Genomic DNA, 20,620 nt, shown 5'->3' with positions numbered 1-20,620 from the left:
GGTGGGTCCGCCGGTGCGGGGCGGGCCGGTGGGCCCGCCCTTCCACGGTTCGATCTCGACGGTGAGGGGCAGGTCCTGTCATGCGCGTCTTCCTCCGGCGTGTCCGGCGTCGCCGGCGGTCGGTCCTCGGATCGACCTGCTACCGCTCGTCCACCTATCAGCCCTTGCGTCCGTGGCAGGTCCGTGAGCGGAGCTTCCGGACGACCCAGCTGGGCCGGCGTGGGCTCGATCCGCAGGAGGTGCGGGAGTTCCTCGACCGCGTCGCCGGTGACCTGGCCGTCGTCTACGACGCGCTGGCGCAGAGCCGCCGGGAGACAGACCGGATCAAGAACGCGCTGCGTCGCTGGCAGTCGGAGCAGGCCCGGGCCCGCAACGAACGGGGGTACGACAGGTGACCGAGCGATGGGTGATCCACCTGCCGGTCGTCGTCAACGACCTGCTCTCCGCTCAGCGGCTGGCCCGGGTGGTGGCGCACTGGTCGCACGTCCTGCCGCAGACCGAGCCCGGTGGCACCACGGTCTCGGCGGAGGACGACCAGAACGTCCGCCACTGGGTGTTCTGCGACCGGTTGCTGCCCGGTGGGCAGCGGTGTCTGCTCCGGCCCGGACACGACGGTGAGTGCTCCCGGCGGTTCCGGCCGCGATGAGCACCCGCTCGACCGGCACCGCGTGCCGCACCGAAAGCGGAGTATGCACGAGCTATGGTGAGAGTATGACGCGGCGCATCACGATCAGCCTGCCCGACGACGTGGCCGAGTACGTCGAGCGGTCGCAGGGCACGACGTCCGGCTTCATCGCCGACGTGCTCCGGCGGAAGATGCGAGCGGACGGTCTGCGTGCCCGATGGGCTGAGCACGGCTATGTGGTGACCGACGAGGACGTCGAGCGGGCTCGCCGGAGGCTGGCACAACAGCCGCCGATCACCGACGAGCAACACGATCGGAACATGGAGTGGCTACGCCAGTTCGGGGACGGTGACGGGGCGGCTGCCGCGTGAACGGGCTCGTCCTGGACACGTCCGCACTGCTCGCGTACGCCGCTGGGGACAGCGTCGAGCCGGGTGCGCTGCTGACCCTCGCGCAGGAGGATCCCGAGCAGGAGGTGTGGATCCCGGCGCTCTGCCTGGGGCAGGCGCAGCTTCAGGTAGCGGGTACTCCGGCCGCCGATCTGCTCGACCTGCTCCTCGACACGGACCGGGACATCCGGATCGCGGTATACGACGGTCCGACCAGCCGGCGGGTGGCCCGGATCGCGGCGAGCCGCAAGGTGCCGCTCGACGTGGCCCACGCGATCGCCACCGCCGTGCTCTACCGGTGCTACCTGGTCACACGGGACGTCGGGACGGTAGCGGCGGCGGCCCCGCCCGACCTCGAGGTCCTCGACATCTCCGACTCCTGGGAATGAGGACCGTAGTCGGTCAGTCGGCCTTTCCGGCCGGGACGACCCACGTCGTCGGCTGGCCGGTGATCGCGGTGATCAGGTCGAAGTCGCCGTCGTAGTGCAGAACGGTCACGCCATGCCGTTCGGCGGTGGCGGCGATCAGCAGATCGGCCATCGAAAGCGCGCGGTGGTTGCCCTTGTGCAGCGCCTGCACCTGGACGTCGATCGCACGATCCCAGATGTCGTCCGGCATGGCGAGCCAGTCGAAGCCGCGAAGCAGCCATCGAGCGCGCTGCGCGTCCTTGGCCGAGCGGGCGCTGTGCACCACCTCGATCTCGACCGCCCCGCAGACCGCCAGCAGACCGCGCTCGGACAACTCGTCCAGGACGGGTGCCACGGCGGGCTTCGGCCACCTGGCGAGCGCCGACTTGTCGAGAAGGTAGCGCTCCCGCGTCATGCCGCTTCGGGCTTCGACGCCTGCTGCGGGTCGGTGAGGTCCGGCAGGCCGCCGCTCTTGAGCCAGTCGGCGAACTCCCGGCGCTTCTCCCGGTTGACCACTTCCTGCAGCGCGGCGTTGACGGTGGCCTTCTTGGTGCCGGTACCGAGGATCTCGGCGGCCTCGGCCAGGAGGTCGTCGTCGACGTCAAGGATGGTCCGGGACACGTGCGCCTCCTCGTCCGAGCACTCGAACGAGGTGATGATATCAATTTTCGCTGATCTTGATATCTCCGTGGGTCAACGCCGTCGCGGGGCCTCGGCGACCACTGTCGGCGAGTACTCGTTCGCCGCCTCGACCGCCCACTCCAGCGCGTAGTCCGCCTCCTCCTCCCAGCCCGGTTCGCCGCCGACGAAGTGCGACCGGCCGGGGAACTCCCGGTAGCCGGTGAGCGCCGTCGAACTCCGGTAGAGGTTGGCGATCGAGCTGGCCAAGGTCGCGGGCACCACGTGGTCCTCGCCGCCCGCGGTGATCAGCAGCGGGGCGCGGTCGCTGCGCTTCTTGTCGATCTCGGTGGCGGAGTGCGGGTCCAGGTTGGCGAACGCGGCCTCGAACAGCACGTGCCCGGCGCCCGGTACGGCGTACCGCTCCCAGGCGGCGTCGGACTCCTGCTGGCTGATGGTGTTGCCGAAGGCGTACCGGAAGTCCTCCGGCGTGAACGGCACGGCGCGGTGCCGGTTGGCCGGGTTGTGCAGGATCGAATATCCGGACCGCAGCGTGCTGGGCGGCAGCTTGAGCACACCCCGTACCGGCGCGGGGTGCACGGCGACCACCGCGGCGCCGAGGCGGCGGTCCGCCAGCAACTGGGCGATCAGGCCGCCGAACGAGTGGCCCATGATGATCGGCGGGCGCGGCAGGCCCTTGACGATCGCCGCGTAGTGGTCGGTGATGTCGGCGATGCGCTGCGCGGCGATCGGGGCCGGGTCGGCCCGCAGCTCCTCCACCTCGCGGTCCATCCCGGGCCAGGCGGGCGTGAGCACCTGGAAGCCGCGCGCGGCGTACCGCTGCGCCCAGTGCTCCCAGCTCCGCGAGGTCATCCAGAGCCCGTGGATGAGCACGATCGTGTCGACCCGTCCCGTCGGTGCGCTCATGTCCGCCTCCCCGTTTCGCCGCTGGACGGCCCGCGCGTACCCGGACTGGGCGCCGGCAATCCTGCCTGACCGGCCGGACAGGAATTGACGGCTGACCCGGATGATCAGCGTCCTGAGTCGACTGTCAGGATGACGACATGACGGTCAGACTTGCCGACAGGGTTGCCCTGGTGACGGGCGGGAGCCGGGGTATCGGCGCCGCCGTCGTGCGCCGGCTGGCCGAGGACGGCATCCACGTCGCGTTCACCTACCGCACCGCGCAGGACAGCGCGAAGTCCGTGGTGGCCGAGATCGAGGCGTACGGGCGGACCGGCCTGGCGATCAACGCGGACAGCGCCGACGCGACGGCCGTGATCGGCGCAGTGGACCGGACCGTCGCCGAGTTGGGGCGGCTGGACATCCTGGTCAACAACGCCGGCGTGTTCGCGGGTGGGCCGATCGAGTCGGTCAGCCTCGACGCCCTGGACCGGGCGATCGCGGTGAACGTGCGCGGGGTCTACCTCGCCACCCAGGCGGCGGTACGCCACATGGGCGCGGGCGGGCGGATCGTCAACATCGGCAGCAGCTTCGCCAGCCGCGTCCCGGCACCGGGGGTGAGCGCGTACGCGATGACCAAGAGCGCCGTGAACGGGCTGACCCGGGCGCTCGCCCGCGAACTCGGTCCGCGTGGGATCACCGTCAACCTGATCCTGCCCGGCTCGACCGACACCGACATGAACCCGGCGGACAGCGCGGGCGCGGACGGGCAGCGGTCGCACATCGCCCTCGGCCGGTACGCGACCCCGGACGACGTGGCGGCGACTGTCAGTCACCTGGTGGGCCCCGGCGGACGGCACGTCACCGGCGCGTCGATCGCGATCGACGGCGGCGCGACGGCCTGATCGGCCCCAGAGCGTCCGGCGTCGGCGGCGTGACCGCCTGACAAATGTCACGGCCGGAAGGTGACTGCCGCTCCGGGGAACCGGACACCGCACGCCGGAGCATCGGGACATGACCGATTCCGCACCGGCCGTGGACCTGGCCGGACTCACCAAGACCTTCGGCCCGGTGACCGCCGTCGACGGGCTCGACCTGCGGATCGCCCCCGGTGAGGTGGTGGCGTTCCTCGGCCCCAACGGCGCCGGCAAGACCACCACCGTCGACATGCTGCTCGGGCTGGCCCGCCCGGACGCCGGCACGGTCCGCCTCTTCGGCGGCGAGCCGGCCGACGCCGTCCGGCACGGCCGGGTCGCCGCCGTGATGCAGACCGGCGGCCTGCTCAAGGACCTCACCGTCGCCGAGACGGTACGGATGACCGCGCACTTCTACGGCCACACCCGGCCGGTGGCGGAGGTGCTGGAGCGCGCCGGCATCGCCGGGATCGCCGACCGGGCGGTCGGCAAGTGCTCGGGCGGGCAGCAGCAGCGCCTGCGGTTCGCGCTCGCGCTGCTGCCCGACCCGGACCTGATGGTGCTGGACGAGCCGACCACCGGCATGGACGTCGAGGGCCGGCGCGACTTCTGGCAGGCGATCCGGGCCGACGCCCGCTCCGGCCGGACCGTCCTGTTCGCCACCCACTACCTGGACGAAGCCGACGCGTACGCGGACCGGATCGTGCTGATCCGCCAGGGCCGCGTGGTCGCCGACGGCACCACCGCCGAGATCAAGAACCTGGCCGCCGGGCGGGTGGTGCGGGCGACGCTGCCCGGCGCCGACCAGGCCGCACTCGCCGCGCTGCCGGGCGTCCGCTCGGTCGAGGTACGCGGCGACGCGGTCCTCGTGCACACCGGGGACTCCGATGTGGTCGCCCGGCACCTGCTGACCCGCACGGACGCCCGGGACCTGGAGATCACCTCACGCAACCTCGAGGACGCGTTCCTCACCCTGACCGCCTGAACCGGGGAGCCTCGCCATGACCGCCACGACCTCGTCCACCACCGCCCGCGCCGTCGACCGCCGGCCGCCCATGCTCGGCGGGTTCTGCGCGCCGGTGCTCGCCATCGAGATCCGCCGGGTGCTGCGCAACCGCCGTACGCTGCTGTTCATCCTGGTCATGCCGGCCGTGTTCTTCCTGCTGTTCGGGCTGCCCACGCGCGGGGAGAAGCTGGACAACGGGCTGCCGGTCACCGGCTGGATCATGATCAGCCTGGCCGTGTACGCGGCCATGGTCGCCACCACCAGCGCCGGCGCGGCCGTCGCCACCGAACGCGCGCTGGGCTGGAGCCGGCAACTGCGGCTCACTCCGCTGCGCCCCGCCGCGTACGTGGCGACCAAGGTCGCCACCGCGATGGTGCTCGGCCTGCTCGGCGTACTCGTGGAGTTCGCCGTCGGCGCGGCCTCCGGGGTCCGGCTGCCGGCCCACGTCTGGGTCGAGTCCGGCCTGACCGCCTGGGTCGGCGCGCTCGTGTTCGCCGCGTTCGGGCTCTTCGTCGGCTACCTCGCCCCGGCCGAGAACGTCATGCAGTTCGTGGGCCCGGCGCTGGCGATCCTGGCCATGCTGGGCGGCCTGTTCGTCCCGCTGGAGCTGCTGCCCGACGTGATGCGGCAGATCGCCAAGTTCACCCCGGTGTACGGGGTCGGTCAGCTCGCCCGCGCGCCGCTGACCGGCACCGGGGTGGACTGGGCGGCGGTGGCGAACGTGACCGCCTGGACCGTGTTCTTCGGTCTCGGCGCGGCCCGGCTGTTCCGCCGGGACACCACCCGTGTCTGAGCGGGGTCTAGCGTGGTCGGCGTGACGTCGCCGCCCGGTCCGGCCCGGCCGGTGAACCGCCACTGGCGGTTCACCGGCTGGCTGCTGGCGGCGGTCTGGCTGTTCTTCCTCAACATCCCGCTCGGCACCGCACTGCACCAGCCGCAACTGTGGCGGCGGCTGGTCGGGATCGGCGCGCTCGTCGCGTTCGCCGTGGCGTACGTGCTGATCTTCGAATGGGCCCGGGGCCGACGGCAGCGCCATCGACCGGTGCCGCCCGGCCGGGCCCGGCTGCTGATCGCCGTGCTGCTCGCGCTCGGGCTGGCCGGGATCCCCGGCACCGGCGGCGACTGGCTGACCACACTGGTCTTCGTCGGGGCAGCCGCGGTGTTCCTGCTGCCGTCGGCAGAGGCGCTGGTCGTGGTGGTGCTGGCCGCGGCGGCGCCGCCGGTGACCGCGCGTCTGGTGCCCGGCTGGGAGCACGAGAGCACGCTCGTCTTCGCGGTGCTGCTCGCCTCGTTCGCGATGTTCGGGGTGAGCCGGCTGGCCCAGCGCAACGGCGAACTCCAGGCCGCGCAGCAGGAGATCCGCCGACTGGCGGTGGCGGAGGAACGCGCCCGCGCCGCCCGGGACCTGCACGACATCCTCGGGCACTCGCTCACCGTGGTGGCGGTCAAGGCCGAGCTGGCCGGCCGGCTGCTGGAGCTGGACCCGGCCCGCGCCGCCACCGAGGTCGCCGACATCGAGCGGCTGGCCCGGGAGGCGCTGGCGGACGTGCGGAGCACCGTCGGGGCGTACCGCGGGGTGGATCTGGCCTCCGAACTGGCCGGCGCGCGGTCGGCGCTGACCGCCGCGGGCGTCGTCGCGGAGCTGCCGGAGTCGGTGCCGCCGCTGCCGGCGGACCGCGACGAGCTGTTCGGCTGGGCGATCCGCGAGGGGGTGACGAACGTGGTGCGGCACAGCGGCGCCCGCCACTGCGTCATCCGGGTGGAACCGTCGGCGGTGGAGGTACGCGACGACGGCCGGGGCCCGGCGGACCAGCGGGGCACGGCCGGGCACGGGCTGGCCGGGCTGCGGGAGCGGGCCCGGCGGCTGGACGCGACGGTGACGGTGACGGTGGCGCGGCCGGACGACGGGCGTGGCTTCCTGCTCCGGGTGACGGTGCCCGCAGCGGATCCGGACGGAGGGACGCGCCCGTGACCGAGCCGATCAGGCTGCTGCTCGCCGACGACCAGGCGCTGGTCCGGGGCGCGCTCGCAGCGCTGCTGTCGCTGGAGCCGGACCTGACGGTGGTGGCCGAGGTGAGCCGCGGCGACGAGGTGGTGCCGGAGGCGCTGCGCGCCGGCCCGGACGTGGCGCTGCTCGACGTGGAGATGCCGGGCCTGGACGGGGTGGCCGCGACCGCCGCGCTGCGGGCCGCGCTGCCGTCCTGCCGGGTGCTCGTGGTGACCACGTTCGGGCGGCCCGGCTACCTGCGCCGGGCGATGGAGGCGGGCGCGAACGGCTTCGTGGTCAAGGACACCCCGGCCCGGCAGCTCGCCGACGCGGTCCGCCGGGTGCACGCCGGGCTGCGGGTGGTCGACCCGGCGCTCGCCGCCGAGACGCTCGCCACCGGGCCGAGCCCGCTCACCGAGCGGGAGACCGAGGTGCTGCGTACGGCGCGCGGCGGCGGCACGGTGGCCGAGCTGGCGGCGACGTTGCACCTGTCCGAGGGGACCGTACGCAATCATCTTTCCGCAGCCATCGGCAAGACCGGCGCCCGCAACCGGGCCGACGCGGTGCGGGTGGCCGAGGCCAACGGCTGGCTGCTGGGCTGAGCCCGGTCAGGGCAGGCGGTCCACCACGACGAAGGCGGTGCCCGGCTCGACCTCGGTCAGCAGCAGGCGCTGGGCGCTGCGGGTCAGCCGGATGCAGCCGTTCGTGACGTTCTTGCCGAGCGTGTCGTCGTTGTACCAGCTGTGCAGTCCGATGTGGGCGCCGCGCAGCCCGGTCGGCACCGCACCCGGGTCGTCGGGGATCGCGCCGAGGGCGAAGATGTCGACGCCGCCGTAGACGGCCTCCGGAGGCGGGGTGCGGCCCAGCACGAACGTGCGGCCCAGCGGGGTGAGCTGCCCGGACATGCCGAGGCTGACCGGCCAGGTGCGCATCGCGCGCCCGTCCCGGCTCCAGGTGAGGCGGTGGGTGCGCCGTTCCACCACGATCTGGTCGCGCAGCGCCACCGTGGTCCAGCCGCCCGAGGGCAGCCAGGCGATGGTGCGGTTGGCCGACGGGAGCAGCACGGCGGTCCAGCCGGAGCGGCGTTCGACGATCGGCACGGTGAGCCGTACGCCGTTGATGGTCGGCGCGAGGAAGGCCAGCGGACGGCCGCCCGGCGCGTCGTACGCGGCCACGTTGCGGTTCGGGCGCAGCCCTTCGCCGAGCTGGCGGGTGTCGGCCGGATCCGGGTCGGGCGGGAAGCCGCGCGGCGCCGGGTCGTAGGTGATCACCGGCAGGTCGTCCGGCGGGCGCGCGGCGGGCGGCACCGACTCGTACGGCGACGGGCTCGGCGCGGCGGTCGTGCTCGTGGGCGCGGCGACGACCGGCGTTGACGGGCGCGCGGGCGTGACGGTGAGCGCGCGGCCGACCAGCAGCGCGGTGACGAGCAGCAGCGGTACGGCGAGCGCGGCGATCAGCCAACCGGGAGGTCGGCGCGCGGCAAACCGGTCGAACAGCACGAAACTGACTGTAACCGACCGGAAGCCCCCGTACCCGGTACTACGGGTACGGGGGCTTCGCGGCCCGGGTGGCTCAGCTGAGCTTCGCGCCGATGTGGATGGCGATCGCGTCGTGCGCGGGGACGTTCGCGGCGAACCAGCCGGACGAGTCCACCGTGATCACCGGACCGCTGCACGAGCCGTTGCTGAACGTGCCGTGGACGACGTCGCAGTAGCGGCCGGCCGGCAGCCCGGTGTAGTACGAGCGGCCGTTCACCGCGCTGCCCTCGTCGTTGATCGTCAGGTAGCCCTTGCCGGTACGGCTGAACGCGATGTGCTGGTAGCCGTTGTCGTACCAGTTGGAGACCCCGGCGCCCTCGGTGGCGTTGCGGAAGCCGACCATGTTGGCGATGACCGGCCAGCGGTGCTCGCACTCCCAGCCCGAGTAGCAGGTGACGTTGGTGATCCGGTTGCTGCCGTCGGCGGGCGGGCCCTGGTCCCGGCCGCTGTAGGTGAAGCTCGACATCACCGCCGGGGTGCCGTACGGCCAGGCCAGCATGAACGCGTTGGCCAGCGCGTACGTGCCGCGGTCGCGGTAGGTGAGCACGCCGCCCTCGCGCTGGGTGTCGTGGTTGTCGGTGAAGACCACCGCCTTCGCGCTCGACAGGTAGCCCCAGGACTCACCGAAGTTCTTCAGGTACGCCAGCCGCTCGTTGTTGAACATCCGGGCCAGGTCCTTGCCGTACCGGAACTCGTGCACGTCACCGTTGCCGGTGTACTCGGTCGGCTGGATCGGCTCGCCCGCGCCGTAGATGACCTCCTGCACCAGGTACGCGCTGCGGTTCAGCTTGGCCTTGATCGCGGCGATGTCGGCGGCCGGCATGTGCTTGCTGCCGTCCAGGCGGAAACCGTCGACGCCGAGGGAGAGCAGGTCGTTGAGGTACGCGGCGAGCCGGCCGCGCACGTACTCCGACTCGGTCTTGAGGTCGGCGAGGTTGACCAGCTCGCAGTTCTGCACCTCGTACCGGTCGTTGTAGTTGGCGATGTCGTTGTTGCCGTTGCGCCCGCAGTAGTGGAAGTCCTGCGCCGAGTAGATGCCGGGATAGTTGTAGTGGCCGTACGACGAGCCGGCCCACCCGGTGCCGCCGTTCTCCTGCCCGGACATGTGGTTGACCACGGCGTCGACGATCACCTTCACGCCCGCCGCGTGGCACGTGTTCACCATGGACTGGAACTGCGCGCGCGTGCCCTTGCGGGACTCGATCCGGTAGCTGACCGGCTGGTACGACACCCACCACTGGTTGCTGTTGACGTGCTCCTGGGGCGGGGACACCTGCACGTAGCCGTAGCCCTTCGGGCCCAGTGTGCTGGTGCACTCGGCGGCCACCGACGTCCAGTTCCACTCGAAGAGCTGGACGATGACCTTCTTGGCGCCCGGGGTGGCGGCGGTGGCCGGGGGAGCCGCCGCCGTGATCGGGACGAGCAGGCTGGCGGCCAGGCCCAGGGCGAGCGCCGCGGCGCGGAATCGGCGTCGATGCATCAGGACTCCTGCGGGGGTGCGGGGGATGCGGGGGAGTGGAGCCTGTCTCAGTGCTGGCTTCTTGCAGCCCGCGCTGAAATTTTGCGGCAAGGTTACGAGAATGTTGCAAGGACTGTCAACGTATGGGCATTCGTCGTTGCATCAGGCGCTACACGCGCGTCCGGACCGGACGGTTCGAAAAACCGGCCGAGAAATTCGCCACCGGAGGTGATCCGTCCGCGCCGTCGCTCCGTACCTGAGTGGGGAGCAGGGTCGGCCGGTGGGGGCGCCGCCGCGAGACGATCGAGGAGCAGATGGCCCGGGCACAGCAGAACGAGAAGACGACGACCGTCCGGACCACCACCAGCAGCCGTGGTGCCCGGACCATGTCGAAGTCCGCGATCGCGGCGCTGACCGCTTCCGCACTCGGCCTCGCGTGGGCCGGAGTGGAGCTGGCCGGCGCCGGCGGGCTCATGTACTCGTACGGATTCTTCTTCACCGAGTTCTTCGCCGGGGTGGTCGCCCTGGTCGCGCTCAGCATCACCGTCATGCTGGGCCTGCTCGCCACCGACCGCCTCGTGCTGCTCATCCGGCACCGCGTGCTGCTCCAGTCCGCGCACCGCGCCACCGGCGTGCTCGGCGTGGCCGGACTGGTCTTCCACGTCATCACCAAGGTGGCCATCGGCCGGGCCGGCCCCACCGACGCGGTGGTGCCGTTCATCGGCGGCGCCGGCCTCTACGTCGGACTCGGCACCGTCGCCGCGCTGCTGATGGTGGGCGTGCTCTGGACCGGAATCGTCCGGGTCCGGTTCGCCGGCGTCGGCCCCAAGTGGTTCTGGCGGGCGCTGCACTCGATGGCCTACGTGTCCTGGCCGTTCGCGCTGGTGCACGGCCTCAACGCCGGCCGGCCCGCGGCGACCTGGGTGCTGCTCAGCTACCTCGCCTGCGTGCTGGCCGTGGTGCTGGCGCTGATGGTGCGGCTCTCCGTCCACCTGGGCAAGCGCAGCCGGGAACAGCACCAGGCCGCCGCGCTCAACAAGGCCATGGCCGGCAAGGCCGAGGAGCGGACCGGCGTGTTCGCCGTGCTCACCCGCAAGAAGGACACCGCCAAGGAGGACAGCGGCGCCGGCCGGGGCCGCTGGGCCGAGGCCACCGCCACCTGGACCGCGCCGGCCGGCACCGCCCGGCGGCGCGACCCCGAGCGGTTCGCCGTACCCGTGGTGCCGGAACCCGGCTCGCTGCGCGAACCGGTCCGCGCGGCCGCCCGCCGCCGCGACGAGGAGCGGGTCGCCACCCGGGTACGCGAGGAGGAGCGCGAGCCGGTCCTCTTCGACCGGGACGAGGAACTGGTGCCGGCACGCCGGTCCGACAGTGAACGCTCCCGCCGTCGTCGCCGGTCCGAGGAGGAGCCGGCGGGCCGCCGGTCCCGCACCGACGAGGAGCGGGTGAGCCGCCGGTCCCGGACCGACGAGGAACGGGTCGGTCGCCGCTCCCGGGCCGACGAGGACGTCGCCGCCCGCTACTCGGCCCCGCCGGAGAGCGGTGGCCGCCACTCCGCGCCCCCGGACACCGGGGGCCGCCACTCCGCCCCGCCGGACAGCAGCCGGTACGCCACCCCGGCCGAGGTGGCCCGCTACTCCGCGCCGCCGCGTGCCGGCAGCGAGCCGGAGGAGCCGTGGGACAGCCCGCGCCGCTGGGAGACCCGCCCGGTCTCCGGTGAGCCGATCTCGGCCGGGCCGATCTCCGGCAGCCCGATGTCGGCGCAGCCGCTCAGCGGATCCGGCCGGCGCTACCGGGACGAGGAGGACGTGCCGGAGGAGCCGGACTACTGGCGCCCGCCGGCCCGCTACGACGCCGACGAGGCGTTCGTGGACGACACCCCGACGCTCGTCGACCTCGCCTCCCGTCGCGCCATGCGGGCCGGCAAGGACAGCCGGTCCGGCCGTCGCAAGCGGGCCGACGCGGACGCGGTCGACGGGGCGTACTGGGCCGGGCTGCGGGGTGAGGCCCGGTGACGCGGCAGACCACGGTCCCACCGGTCGCCTGCGTCGGCGAGCCCCGCCTGACCGCCGGGTTCGCCGAGTTCGGCCGGCTCGACCTGCTCGCCCACGAGGAGGTGCACGGCCCGATCGGCCCGATGGAACCGGCGGCGCTGCTGCGGCTCGCCGAAGCCATCGACCTCAAGGGCAAGGGCGGCGCGGGCTTCCCGTTCGCCCGCAAGCTGCGTGCGGTGCTGGAGTCCTGCGAGCGGCAGGACCTCTCCGCCGTGGTCGTCGTCAACGCCACCGAGGGGGAACCGGCGAGCTGGAAGGACAAGGTGCTGCTCACCCGCGCCCCGCACCTGATCCTGGACGGCGCCGCGCTGGCCGCGTTCGCGCTGGACGCGGAGGAGATCGTCATCGGCGTCGCCGACGACGACGTGGGCCGGCCCTCGCTGGCCGAGGCGCTGCAGGAACGCCGGATGCCGGTGCCCACCACGATCGTCACGGTGCCGCACCGGTTCATCTCCGGCGAGGGCGGCGCGCTCGTCAACGGCATCAACGGCCTGCCGCACATCCCGCCCGGCACCAAGAAGCGCTCCAGCGACTCCGGCGTCGGCGGGCTGCCCACCCTGCTGTCGAACGCCGAGACGTACTCCCAGCTCGCCGTCGCCGCCCGGATCGGCCCGTACGAGTACGCCGCGCTCGGCACCGACGACGAGCCCGGCACCGTGCTGCTCACCGTCACCGGGTCGGCGAAGCGGCCCGCCGTGGTGGAGTGCGCCGCGGGCACCCCGCTACGCGAGATCCTCGACCTGTGCGAGGTGCCGCCCGGCCCGGGCATCCTGATGGGCGGCTACCACGGCAAGTGGATCACTGCGGCGGCGGCGGACCGGGCCGAGGTGTCCCGCAAGGGGCTCACCGCCGTCGGCGGCACGCTCGGCGCCGGCATCATCGTGCCGCTCGGCGCCGACACCTGCCCGCTCGGCGAGGCCGCCCAGGTCGTGCGGTACCTGGCCGGTGAGTCCGCCGGGCAGTGCGGCCCGTGCAAGATGGGCCTACCCGACCTGGCCCGCTCGGTCGACCTCGCGGTCTCCGGCAGCGCCCCGGTCGAGCTGGTCCGCGCCGCGGCCGGGGACGTCAAGGGACGCGGCGCGTGCAGCCACCCGGACGGCACCGCCCGGTTCGCGCTGTCCGCCATGGAGGTGTTCGCCGACGACCTGCGGCTGCACGCCACCGGCGAGGGCTGCGGCAAGCGGGTCAAGGGCACGATGGGCCTGCCCGGCGCGCCCGACGCCAACCCGCAGAAACTCACGCTCGACTGGTCCCGTTGCGACGGCCACGGGCTCTGCGCGCACGTGGTGCCGGACTTCATCCGGCTCGACGGCAACGGCTACCCGGCGTTCCCGCCCACCCCGGTGCCGACGTGGCTGCGCGAAGGCGCGCTCAAGGCGGTAAAGGTCTGTCCCGAACTCGCGCTTCGCCTGGTCCGGGCCGAGTAGAACCCAGGAGCCGCCGATGCGTACCGCCGTTCGTGTGACCGCCGCCGTCGTACTCGCCGCCACGCTCGCCACCGGCTGCGCGGCCGGGCCCGAGGCCGGGGCGGTGGCACCCGCGGCCCCCGCCGCCGCGCCCCCGGACGTCGCGTCCCCCGCCGCGACGCCGGGCGGGCCGACGTCCGCGCCACCGGCCGCGGTGCCGGCCACGCTGGCGTTCACCGGCAAGACCCTCGACGGTACGGCGTTCTCCGCCGCCGGCCTGGCCGGGCGGCCGGTGCTGCTCTGGTTCTGGGCGCCCTGGTGCGCCACCTGCGCCAGCCAGGCGTGGACGGTCGCCGAGATCGCACCCGCCTACCGGGACACGGTCCCGATCGTCGGCGTCGCCGGGCTCGGCGAGCAGAAGGCGATGAAGGACTTCGTCACCGAGTTCGACCTGGGCGGCACGACCCAGATCGACGACCGCAACGGCGCGCTGTGGCGCCGTTTCAAGGTGACCGAGCAGAGCACGTTCGTCGTCCTGGACCGGACCGGCCGGGTCGTCCACCAGGGATTCCTGGACGGTGAGGCGCTCACCCGGCAGGTCGAGACGCTGGCCCGGGGATGACCGGCGCGCTGCTGCTCGCCCTGACCGCCGGCATGCTCGGCGCGGTCAACCCGTGCGGCTTCGCGATGCTGCCCGCGTACCTGTCACTGCTCGTCGCCGGGCCCGACGGCGGGCGCGGCGCGGTCGGCCGCGCGCTCACCGCGACGGCCGCGCTCACCCTCGGGTACGTGCTGGTGTTCGGCGCGTTCGGGCTGGCCGTGGCACCGGCCGCCGACTGGTTGCGCCCTCGGCTGCCGTGGCTGACGGTGACGCTCGGCGTGCTGCTGGCGCTGGCCGGGTGCTGGCTGCTCGCCGGCCGTCGGCTGCCCGCCCCGCGCCCGCTGCGCGTCGCGCCCCGGCTCACCCGCACCTGGCCGTCCATGGTGCTGTTCGGCGCGGCGTACGCGCTCACGTCGCTGAGCTGCGCGATAGCGCCGTTCCTGGCGATCGTGGTGACCAGCATGCGGGCCGGGTCGCCGCTGCGCGGGCTGGCGCTGTTCGGCGCGTACGCGCTGGGCATGGCGCTCGTGGTCGGGGTGGCCGCGCTCGCCGTGGCGCTGCTGCGCGGCCGGGTCGTGGCGCGACTACGCGGCGCGGGCGCCTGGGCGCCGCGTCTGAGCGGCCTGGTGCTCGTGGTCGCGGGCGGCTACGTCGCCTGGTACGGCTGGTACGAGGTGCGCCTCGCCCAGGGCCGGTACGACGCCTTCACCGACCCGGTGATCCGCGCCGCCGCCCAGCTCCAGCAGACCCTGGTGCGCGCCGTCGACACTCTGGGCCCCGCCGTCCTCGCGGCCTTGCTCCTGGCCGCCGTGCTCCTCACCCGCCGCCGTCCCCGCTCTCTCTCCCGCGATCTTGCGGTTGGGGCCCGGGCGGAAGGGGTGAAGCGGACTTCTCGCGGGCCGGAAGTGCAAGATCGCGGGGAAGGGGCGGGGACGGCGGCGGGGGAGCGGGTCAGCGCGGGGTGAGGCGGTCGGTGCCGAGCTTGTCGCGCAGGACCTCCGGGACCACCACCGAGCCGTCGGGCTGCTGGTGCTGCTCCAGGATGGCCGGGAACAGGCGGCTGGTGGCCAGCGCCGAGCCGTTGAGCGTGTGCACGAAACGGGTCTGCTTCGCGCCCGGCTCGCGGTAGCGGATCGCCGCCCGGCGCGCCTGGTAGTCACCGGCCCAGGAGACCGACGACACCTCCTTGTACTTGCCGGTGCTCGGCATCCACACCTCGACGTCGAGCGTCTTCTTCATCGAGGCGCTGGCGTCACCGGCGGCCAGCAGGCTGGTCTGGAAGTGCAGACCCAGCTTGCCGACCAGGCCCTCGACGTGCCCGACCATCGCCTCCAGCGCCGCGCCCGCCTGCTCCGGCAGCGTGAACTGGAAGATCTCCACCTTGTTGAACTGGTGGCCGCGCACAGTGCCGCGCTCGTCGGAGTGCGAACCGGCCGCCTCGCGCCGGTAGCACGGCGTGTACGCGAACGCCTTCAGCGGCAGCTTCGGCGTCTCCAGGATCTCGTCCTGGTACGCGCCGAGGATCGCCGTCTCCGCCGTGGGCAGCAGGAACTGGCCGCGCGAGGACGACTGCTTGTCGATGTGGTAGACGTCGTCGTGGAACTTCGGGAACTGCCCGGCCGCGTAGCCGGCGCTGTCCAGCAGCAGGTGCGGCGGGAGCAGGAACTCGTAGCCGGCCTGGATGTTCTGCTCGATCAGCCAGTTCACCAGCGCCCACTCCAGCCGGGCGCCCAGACCGGTGTACATCCAGAAGCCCGAGCCGCCGAGCTTCACGCCCCGCTCGTGGTCGACCAGGCCGAGCGCGCGGCTCAGCTCCACGTGGTCGCGCACCTTCTCGATGTCCGGCGCCTCGCCGAACGTCCGCACCACCCGGTTGGCCTCCTTGCCCCCGGCGACCACGTCGTCGGCGGGCAGGTTCGGCAGCTCGCTCATCACCGCGCGGAGCCGGGACTGCACCTCGTCGAGCTGGGACTCCAGCTCCGCGAGCTGCTTGCGCTCGGCCTCCGGGGCGACCGGCTGCGGCGTGCCGCCGGACCGTTTCGCCTCCGCGTACGCCCGCGCCTCGGCCTTGCGGCGCTGCCGCTCGGCGTCGATCTCCGTGATCAGGGCGCGTCGTTCCTGGTCGAGCCGCTGGATGTCGTCCAGCGTCCGGGTGACCTCGGCGGGATCCAGACGCTTCGCCAGCGCGGTCGCCACCGCCTCGCGATCCTTCCGGATCAACTCCATGTCGAGCATGCTGCTCGTACGCCTCCGTCCAGGCAGTCAGGTGGGACCTCCAGATGCTACCGTCGCGCCCCCGTCGCCCCGGCCCGGCCCGCACAGCCCGCCGCCACGGGGCCCGTTTCGGTGACGGCGCGTGACGGTGGTGCTGTCGGAGGGGTGTGCTCACAGTCCGTGACGGTGCGCTGGTGCCCGCTCCGACCCGCGTCCGCTGGTGGGCGTGCTGACCTGGTCAATCTGACGGATTCGCCTTCGGGCGGGTGTGCCCCTTCGGCGACTTTGCTCTGCAGCCACCGACGCGGCGTTCGACGCAGCGTCAGCGTCGCGCGGATGGCTGCAGAGCAAAGTCCGCGAGGGGCAAACATCCCGGGGAGCGTTCGCATCACGCACAGTCACTGGCGTCTTCCGCCGGGGCCTGGCTGAGGCCGGGTGGCGGAGGTCGGGTGACGGAGGCCGGGGAGCGCTGAGCGTCAGAGGCGTACCGGCATCAGGACCGAGAAGGCGTCCGCGTCGTCGGTCCGTCGCACGGCGAGCGGGGCGATCGGCCCGTCCAGCTCCAGCACGAGCTGGCCGTCGCCGGACCCCAGCGCGTCCAGCAGGTACTCCCGGTTGAGCCCAACCCGAAGCGCGTCAGCGCCGGCCGCGCCGGCCGGGTCGACAAGGCGCAGCTCGCCGCCGCCGTCCAGGCCGAGCGCCACCACCTCGTGCTCGACGCCCTCGTGCGCGCGGTGGCAGACCGGGACGCCGTCGGCGGTGAGCGCCGCGCGCAGCGCCGCGCCGTCGACCGGGATCCGGTACGCGGGTACGTCACCGAGCTGCGCGCGCAGCAGCCGGCGGTAGTCCGGGAAGTCGTACGGCAGCGGTACGGCGGTCAGCGGCCGGCCCGCCACCGTGACGGTCACCCGGCCGGGAGCGACGACGACCTCGGCGACGTCCGAGCCGTCGGGGCCCGACACCGAGCCGGCAGCGTCCAGCAGCGCCCGCAGCTCGTCGACGGCGGCCACCGGCAGCAGCACGCTCACCGGCGGGCCGTCGACGGTGCCGGCGACCCGGGCCACGGCGAGCCGGTGCCGGTCGGTGGCGATCAGGTGCACCCCGTCGAGGGCGACCTCCAGCAGCACGCCGGACAGGACCGGCAGCTCGGGGTCGGCGCCGACGGCGAAGCGTACGGCGTCCACGGCGGCGGCCAGGTCGGTGCGGGCCAGCGCGAGGCGGGTGGTCACTGTGGGCTCCTCCGGGTCGATCAGGCAACGGATCCGGGAGAGCTCGCGACGCGCGTCGGCCAGGCCGTCCTCCAGGCGGCGCAGGTGCGCGTCCAGCAGCCGGTGCACCTCGGCCGGCCGGTGCCGGTTCCGCAGCGCCTCGGCGATGCCGGCCAGCGGCATCCCGACCCGGCGCAGCCCGGCCACCAGCCGGGCCGGGTCCACCTGCTCCTCGGTGTACCAGCGGTAGCCGGTCACCGGGTCCACCCGGGCCGGGGCCAGCACCCCGGAACGGTCGTAGAACCGCAGCGCGCTGACCGTCAGGCCACTGGCCCGGGCCAGCTCGCCGATGCTGCGAAGCTCGCTCTCCACGGCCGTCATCCTGTGACCTCAAGCGGGTCGAGGGTCAACCTCACGCCGACAGCGTGCGGAACGTGATGCCCGCGCGTACCAGCCGGTCCAGCAGCGCGTCGCCCATCGCCGCGACCGGCGTGACCTGCCCGGCGGTCTCCGGCAGGTCGTCGAAGGCCAGGCAGAGCGCCGACTCGGCGAGCATCTTGGCCGTCTCGTCGTAGCCCGGGTCGCCGCCGGCCACCTCGGTCACCACCCGGCGGTCGCCACCGGTGCCCACGAACCGCACCCGGAACCACGACTTGGCCCGCTGCTCGGCCGTCGGGCCCTGCCCGGAGGCGAGCCGTCCGAGCAGCCAGCGCCGCGTCGGCGCCACCTTCACCAGCCCCATCACACCGGCCAGCCCGACACCTGCGACGAGCACCGTGGGCAGCCGCTTCAGCGCGGCGAAGTGCCGGTAGCGGAAGTCCGGGCCGTACTCCGGGCGGGCCGCCGCGGACCGGCGGACCACCTGCGGGTCGATGGTGGGCAGGGGCACCGCCCACTGGCCGAACTCGCGTACCCGGCCGACCTTGCCCGGCACCGCGCGGACCCGGCGCCCGTCGGGCTTCGGCTCCATCGCCCGCCGCGCCCGCGCCGCGCGGCTCGTCTCACCGGTACGGGAGAACGCGGTGAGCGCCGAGTGGTACGTGCCGGCGGAGAACCGGCCACCGGCCCGCACGTACCCGTCCACGGCGATCGGCCCGTCTGCGGGCAGTTGCTTGACCGTGTACCAGACGCCCAGGTCGTGCGGGATCGAGTCGAAGCCGCAGGCGTGCACCAGGCGGGCCCCGGTGCGTACCGCCTCGGCGTGGTGCCGCACGTACATCCGGTCCACGAACTCCGGCTCACCGGTGATGTCGAGGTAGTCGGTGCCGGCCGCGGCGCACGCGGCCACAAGCGGCTCGCCGTGGTGCACGTACGGCCCGACGGTGCTGGCCACCACCCGGGCGCACTCCGCCACCGCGCGCAGCGACGCCGGGTCGGTCACGTCGGCGGTGAGCAGCGGCAGCTCGGCCAGGGCCGGGTCGATCGCGGCGAGCCGCTCCCGCACCGCGGCCAGCTTGTCCGGGTTACGCCCGGCCAGCGCCCAGCGCAGCCGCTCCGGCGCGTGCCGGGCCAGGTACTCGGCGGTCAGCCCGCCGGTGAAGCCGGTGGCGCCGAACAGGACGAGGTCGTACGGACGGTCTGCGCGCATCCGCCGAGTGTGCCATCCACGGCGTTCACCTTCACGGCGTGAAGACCACCCGGACGCATCCGTCGGCCCGGTCGCGGAACAACGCGTACCCGTCGGCGCCGCGCTCCAGCGGCATCCGGTGCGTGGCCAGATGCTCGGTGACCAGCTCGTCGCGGGCCATCCGGGCCAGCAGCTCCGGGATCGCCGTCGCGCCCCGCCGCCGGGCCGCGCGGACGGCGAGACCCTTGTCCGCGAGCGCGCCGAGCGGGAACCGGTCCACCACACCGGGCCGGGCGTCGAGCACCACCACGACGCCGCCCTTGCGGCACGCGTGCACCGCCTCGCGCAGCGCCGCCCCGCCGTCCGCCTCGGTCAGCGGCCACCGGTTCGGCTCGGCCGGCACCCCGGAGGCGTCGACGCAGACGTCCGGGCCCCGGCCGCCGCTGCGCTCCCGCAGCTCGGCGAGCACGTCCACGTACCTGTGGTTGAGCGCCTCCACCCCGGCGTGCCGGGCGACCATGCTCAGCCGGTCGTCCCGGTCGTCGACCACGATCACCCGGTCCGCGCCCCGGGCCACCGCCGCCCCGGCGGTGAGCTGGCCGACCGCGCCCGCGCCCCACACCGCCACCACGTCGCCCGGGGCGACCTCGCCCAGCTCCGCGCCGTACCAGCCGGCCGGCGCGGCGTCGGCGGCGAACACCGCGCGGTCGTCGCTCACCGACTCCGGTACGGCGAACGCGCCCACGTCCGCGTACGGCACGCGGACGAACTCGGCGTGGCCACCGGCGAACCCGCCCAGCCGGGCCGGCCGGCCGAAACCGCCCGCTGACGGCTGGCCCCACTCCGGCTCGGCCGTCACGCCGCTCGTGCCGTTGTCGCAGCAGGCGAGCAGCCCCTGCCGGCAGAACCAGCACGCCCCGCAGGCCACCGCGGCGCCCACCACCACCCGGTCGGCGACCCGGTGCCGGCGTACCTCCGTACCGACCTCGACCACCTCGCCGAGGAACTCCCGTCCGAGCACCTCCCCGGCGGACGCCTCGGGCACCCGCCCGTCCAGGAGCGGCAGGTCCGCGCCGCAGGTGATGCTGCGCCGCACCCGCACGATCATGTCCTGGGCGTTGCGCAGCTCCGGGTCCGGGACGCGGCGCACCTCCACCGCGTCGGCCCCGGCCCAGCACAGCGCCCTCATCGCACCGGTCCCGGCCGCTCCAGCGGCGAACGGTCCGCCCGCAGCACCTCGCCGGTCTCCAGGAGCTGCTTGGTCTGCCGCAGCACGTGGCGCAGGTACCGGCCCGGGTCGTCACCGACCAGGTGCGCGGCGAACCCCGGCAACGTGCACTCCCCGCCCAGCGGACGGATCGCCAGCTCCGTGCCGCGACCGCCCGGCGCGGGGCGGGCCCACACCTCGACCGCCCCGTCGAGACGGCGCAGCGGCTCGGGCCACCGCCCGGCCGGGAGCACCCGCTCGGGCTCGGCGGCCACCGTCACCTTCTGCCAGCGCCCCGGCCGTGGATCCGTTGCGGCCCGCTGCGGCAGGCGATCGGCCAGCCTCCGCGCACCGCCGGCCGCCAGCGCCAGCGCGCCCGCCGCCAGCCGTCTGATCCGCGCCACCTGACCTCCCGAGGTCCCGGCCTCGGGCGGCCGGCGCTGCCCGGCCGGCCGCCCGCGTGCCTCCAGGGTGGGCGAGGGGCGGGTGAGCCGGGTTCGCCCCGAAGGGGTGAACC

General features: G+C 73.9%; 23 protein-coding genes. 13 read left to right on the top strand and 10 right to left on the bottom strand.

The annotated features are described in order from the left end of the window. Positions 1-80: 80 nt before the first annotated feature. The 4 genes from HA073_RS15145 (at position 81) to HA073_RS15130 (ending at position 1,403) form a co-directional block, all read left to right on the top strand. On the top strand, positions 81-395 hold the full coding sequence (locus HA073_RS15145; RefSeq protein WP_043329134.1) for a DivIVA domain-containing protein: 315 nt from the start codon (positions 81-83) through the stop codon (positions 393-395). Then, positions 392-646 (top strand): hypothetical protein, encoded by a 255-nt coding sequence (locus HA073_RS15140; protein ID WP_069088895.1) that lies wholly within the window; start codon positions 392-394, stop codon positions 644-646. The genes HA073_RS15145 and HA073_RS15140 overlap by 4 nt, the downstream gene beginning before the upstream one ends. Before the next feature lie 65 nt (positions 647-711). Continuing rightward, the gene (locus HA073_RS15135) at positions 712-996 is read left to right on the top strand and encodes a hypothetical protein (protein ID WP_121685563.1); all 285 of its coding nucleotides are present in this window, start codon (positions 712-714) and stop codon (positions 994-996) included. Next, positions 993-1,403 (top strand): type II toxin-antitoxin system VapC family toxin, encoded by a 411-nt coding sequence (locus HA073_RS15130; RefSeq protein ID WP_043329139.1) that lies wholly within the window; start codon positions 993-995, stop codon positions 1,401-1,403. The genes HA073_RS15135 and HA073_RS15130 overlap by 4 nt, the downstream gene beginning before the upstream one ends. A 13-nt stretch (positions 1,404-1,416) precedes the next feature. Here the strand turns inward: HA073_RS15130 and HA073_RS15125 are convergent, their stop codons facing one another. From HA073_RS15125 to HA073_RS15115, 3 genes are all read right to left on the bottom strand, one after another. Next, positions 1,417-1,836 carry a PIN domain nuclease gene (locus HA073_RS15125; RefSeq protein ID WP_064448209.1) on the bottom strand — a complete coding sequence of 140 codons (420 nt, stop codon included), beginning with the start codon at positions 1,834-1,836 and terminating at the stop codon, positions 1,417-1,419. Next, positions 1,833-2,042, bottom strand: a complete 210-nt coding sequence (locus HA073_RS15120) for a type II toxin-antitoxin system VapB family antitoxin (protein ID WP_043329142.1) — start codon at positions 2,040-2,042, stop codon at positions 1,833-1,835. Before HA073_RS15120 ends, HA073_RS15125 begins: the two co-directional genes overlap by 4 nt. Before the next feature lie 72 nt (positions 2,043-2,114). Further along, a complete protein-coding gene (locus HA073_RS15115) occupies positions 2,115-2,966 on the bottom strand; it encodes an alpha/beta hydrolase (RefSeq protein WP_166456690.1) in 852 nt (283 codons plus the stop codon). Between the two features lie 137 nt (positions 2,967-3,103). On the opposite strand from HA073_RS15115, the gene HA073_RS15110 reads away from it, so the two are divergent. The 5 genes from HA073_RS15110 (at position 3,104) to HA073_RS15090 (ending at position 7,451) form a co-directional block, all read left to right on the top strand. Further along, positions 3,104-3,847: an SDR family NAD(P)-dependent oxidoreductase gene (locus HA073_RS15110; RefSeq protein ID WP_166456689.1), complete on the top strand. Its 744-nt coding sequence runs from the start codon at positions 3,104-3,106 to the stop codon at positions 3,845-3,847. A gap of 109 nt (positions 3,848-3,956) precedes the next feature. After that, entirely contained in the window at positions 3,957-4,841 is an 885-nt protein-coding gene (locus tag HA073_RS15105) for an ABC transporter ATP-binding protein (protein WP_069088901.1), read from the top strand. Between the two features lie 16 nt (positions 4,842-4,857). Beyond that, positions 4,858-5,655 (top strand): ABC transporter permease, encoded by a 798-nt coding sequence (locus HA073_RS15100; RefSeq protein ID WP_205797327.1) that lies wholly within the window; start codon positions 4,858-4,860, stop codon positions 5,653-5,655. A gap of 21 nt (positions 5,656-5,676) precedes the next feature. Next, complete coding sequence (locus tag HA073_RS31145; RefSeq protein WP_147265136.1) at positions 5,677-6,834, top strand: sensor histidine kinase; 1,158 nt, start codon at positions 5,677-5,679, stop codon at positions 6,832-6,834. After that, on the top strand, positions 6,831-7,451 hold the full coding sequence (locus HA073_RS15090) for a response regulator (protein WP_064448212.1): 621 nt from the start codon (positions 6,831-6,833) through the stop codon (positions 7,449-7,451). The genes HA073_RS31145 and HA073_RS15090 overlap by 4 nt, the downstream gene beginning before the upstream one ends. A gap of 6 nt (positions 7,452-7,457) precedes the next feature. Here the strand turns inward: HA073_RS15090 and HA073_RS15085 are convergent, their stop codons facing one another. Both HA073_RS15085 and HA073_RS15080 read right to left on the bottom strand, forming a co-directional pair. Beyond that, positions 7,458-8,348, bottom strand: a complete 891-nt coding sequence (locus tag HA073_RS15085; RefSeq protein WP_043329151.1) for a L,D-transpeptidase family protein — start codon at positions 8,346-8,348, stop codon at positions 7,458-7,460. A gap of 73 nt (positions 8,349-8,421) precedes the next feature. Then, entirely contained in the window at positions 8,422-9,867 is a 1,446-nt protein-coding gene (locus HA073_RS15080) for an alpha-amylase family protein (RefSeq protein WP_166456688.1), read from the bottom strand. Positions 9,868-10,106: 239 nt separating this feature from the next. On the opposite strand from HA073_RS15080, the gene HA073_RS15075 reads away from it, so the two are divergent. The 4 genes from HA073_RS15075 to HA073_RS15060 are packed head-to-tail and all read left to right on the top strand — an operon-like array spanning position 10,107 to position 14,872. Beyond that, on the top strand, positions 10,107-11,861 hold the full coding sequence (locus HA073_RS15075; protein WP_309228025.1) for a hypothetical protein: 1,755 nt from the start codon (positions 10,107-10,109) through the stop codon (positions 11,859-11,861). Beyond that, entirely contained in the window at positions 11,858-13,327 is a 1,470-nt protein-coding gene (locus HA073_RS15070) for an NADH-quinone oxidoreductase subunit NuoF family protein (RefSeq protein ID WP_043329155.1), read from the top strand. The genes HA073_RS15075 and HA073_RS15070 overlap by 4 nt, the downstream gene beginning before the upstream one ends. Positions 13,328-13,343: 16 nt before the next feature. Further along, complete coding sequence (locus HA073_RS15065; protein WP_166456687.1) at positions 13,344-13,928, top strand: redoxin family protein; 585 nt, start codon at positions 13,344-13,346, stop codon at positions 13,926-13,928. Next, positions 13,925-14,872: a cytochrome c biogenesis CcdA family protein gene (locus HA073_RS15060; protein ID WP_166456686.1), complete on the top strand. Its 948-nt coding sequence runs from the start codon at positions 13,925-13,927 to the stop codon at positions 14,870-14,872. Before HA073_RS15065 ends, HA073_RS15060 begins: the two co-directional genes overlap by 4 nt. Here the strand turns inward: HA073_RS15060 and serS are convergent. The 5 genes from serS to HA073_RS15035 all read right to left on the bottom strand — a co-directional run bounded on the left by serS (position 14,859) and on the right by HA073_RS15035 (position 20,507). Then, entirely contained in the window at positions 14,859-16,142 is a 1,284-nt protein-coding gene (gene serS, locus HA073_RS15055) for a serine--tRNA ligase (RefSeq protein WP_166456685.1), read from the bottom strand. The genes HA073_RS15060 and serS overlap by 14 nt on opposite strands. A 455-nt stretch (positions 16,143-16,597) precedes the next feature. Further along, entirely contained in the window at positions 16,598-17,710 is a 1,113-nt protein-coding gene (locus tag HA073_RS15050) for a MerR family transcriptional regulator (RefSeq protein ID WP_166456684.1), read from the bottom strand. A 31-nt stretch (positions 17,711-17,741) separates the two neighbouring features. Continuing rightward, positions 17,742-18,917: a trans-acting enoyl reductase family protein gene (locus HA073_RS15045; RefSeq protein ID WP_166456683.1), complete on the bottom strand. Its 1,176-nt coding sequence runs from the start codon at positions 18,915-18,917 to the stop codon at positions 17,742-17,744. Positions 18,918-18,948: 31 nt separating this feature from the next. Continuing rightward, positions 18,949-20,085 (bottom strand): alcohol dehydrogenase catalytic domain-containing protein, encoded by a 1,137-nt coding sequence (locus HA073_RS15040; RefSeq protein WP_069088910.1) that lies wholly within the window; start codon positions 20,083-20,085, stop codon positions 18,949-18,951. Beyond that, on the bottom strand, positions 20,082-20,507 hold the full coding sequence (locus tag HA073_RS15035) for a hypothetical protein (protein ID WP_064448221.1): 426 nt from the start codon (positions 20,505-20,507) through the stop codon (positions 20,082-20,084). Before HA073_RS15035 ends, HA073_RS15040 begins: the two co-directional genes overlap by 4 nt. Between the last annotated feature and the right edge of the window lie 113 nt (positions 20,508-20,620).

Origin of the sequence: Micromonospora sp. CMU55-4, assembly GCF_011602315.1 — a bacterium.
Taxonomy (GTDB): Bacteria; Actinomycetota; Actinomycetes; order Mycobacteriales; family Micromonosporaceae; genus Micromonospora; species Micromonospora chalcea.
The sequence above is the reverse complement of the archived record's forward strand: the minus strand, read 5'-3'. Positions and strand labels throughout refer to the sequence as shown.

What these genes read in the sequence shown, in the direction of transcription:
- HA073_RS15145 (WP_043329134.1), top strand. Translation starts at nt 81, where the DNA reads ATGCGCGTCTTCCTCCGGCGTGTCCGGCGTCGCCGGCGGTCGGTCCTC.
- HA073_RS15135 (WP_121685563.1), top strand. Translation starts at nt 712, where the DNA reads ATGACGCGGCGCATCACGATCAGCCTGCCCGACGACGTGGCCGAGTAC.
- HA073_RS15125 (WP_064448209.1), bottom strand. Translation starts at nt 1,836, where the DNA reads ATGACGCGGGAGCGCTACCTTCTCGACAAGTCGGCGCTCGCCAGGTGG.
- HA073_RS15115 (WP_166456690.1), bottom strand. Translation starts at nt 2,966, where the DNA reads ATGAGCGCACCGACGGGACGGGTCGACACGATCGTGCTCATCCACGGG.
- HA073_RS15110 (WP_166456689.1), top strand. Translation starts at nt 3,104, where the DNA reads ATGACGGTCAGACTTGCCGACAGGGTTGCCCTGGTGACGGGCGGGAGC.
- HA073_RS15105 (WP_069088901.1), top strand. Translation starts at nt 3,957, where the DNA reads ATGACCGATTCCGCACCGGCCGTGGACCTGGCCGGACTCACCAAGACC.
- HA073_RS15100 (WP_205797327.1), top strand. Translation starts at nt 4,858, where the DNA reads ATGACCGCCACGACCTCGTCCACCACCGCCCGCGCCGTCGACCGCCGG.
- HA073_RS15080 (WP_166456688.1), bottom strand. Translation starts at nt 9,867, where the DNA reads ATGCATCGACGCCGATTCCGCGCCGCGGCGCTCGCCCTGGGCCTGGCC.
- HA073_RS15065 (WP_166456687.1), top strand. Translation starts at nt 13,344, where the DNA reads ATGCGTACCGCCGTTCGTGTGACCGCCGCCGTCGTACTCGCCGCCACG.
- HA073_RS15060 (WP_166456686.1), top strand. Translation starts at nt 13,925, where the DNA reads ATGACCGGCGCGCTGCTGCTCGCCCTGACCGCCGGCATGCTCGGCGCG.
- serS (WP_166456685.1), bottom strand. Translation starts at nt 16,142, where the DNA reads ATGCTCGACATGGAGTTGATCCGGAAGGATCGCGAGGCGGTGGCGACC.
- HA073_RS15050 (WP_166456684.1), bottom strand. Translation starts at nt 17,710, where the DNA reads ATGACGGCCGTGGAGAGCGAGCTTCGCAGCATCGGCGAGCTGGCCCGG.
- HA073_RS15045 (WP_166456683.1), bottom strand. Translation starts at nt 18,917, where the DNA reads ATGCGCGCAGACCGTCCGTACGACCTCGTCCTGTTCGGCGCCACCGGC.
- HA073_RS15040 (WP_069088910.1), bottom strand. Translation starts at nt 20,085, where the DNA reads ATGAGGGCGCTGTGCTGGGCCGGGGCCGACGCGGTGGAGGTGCGCCGC.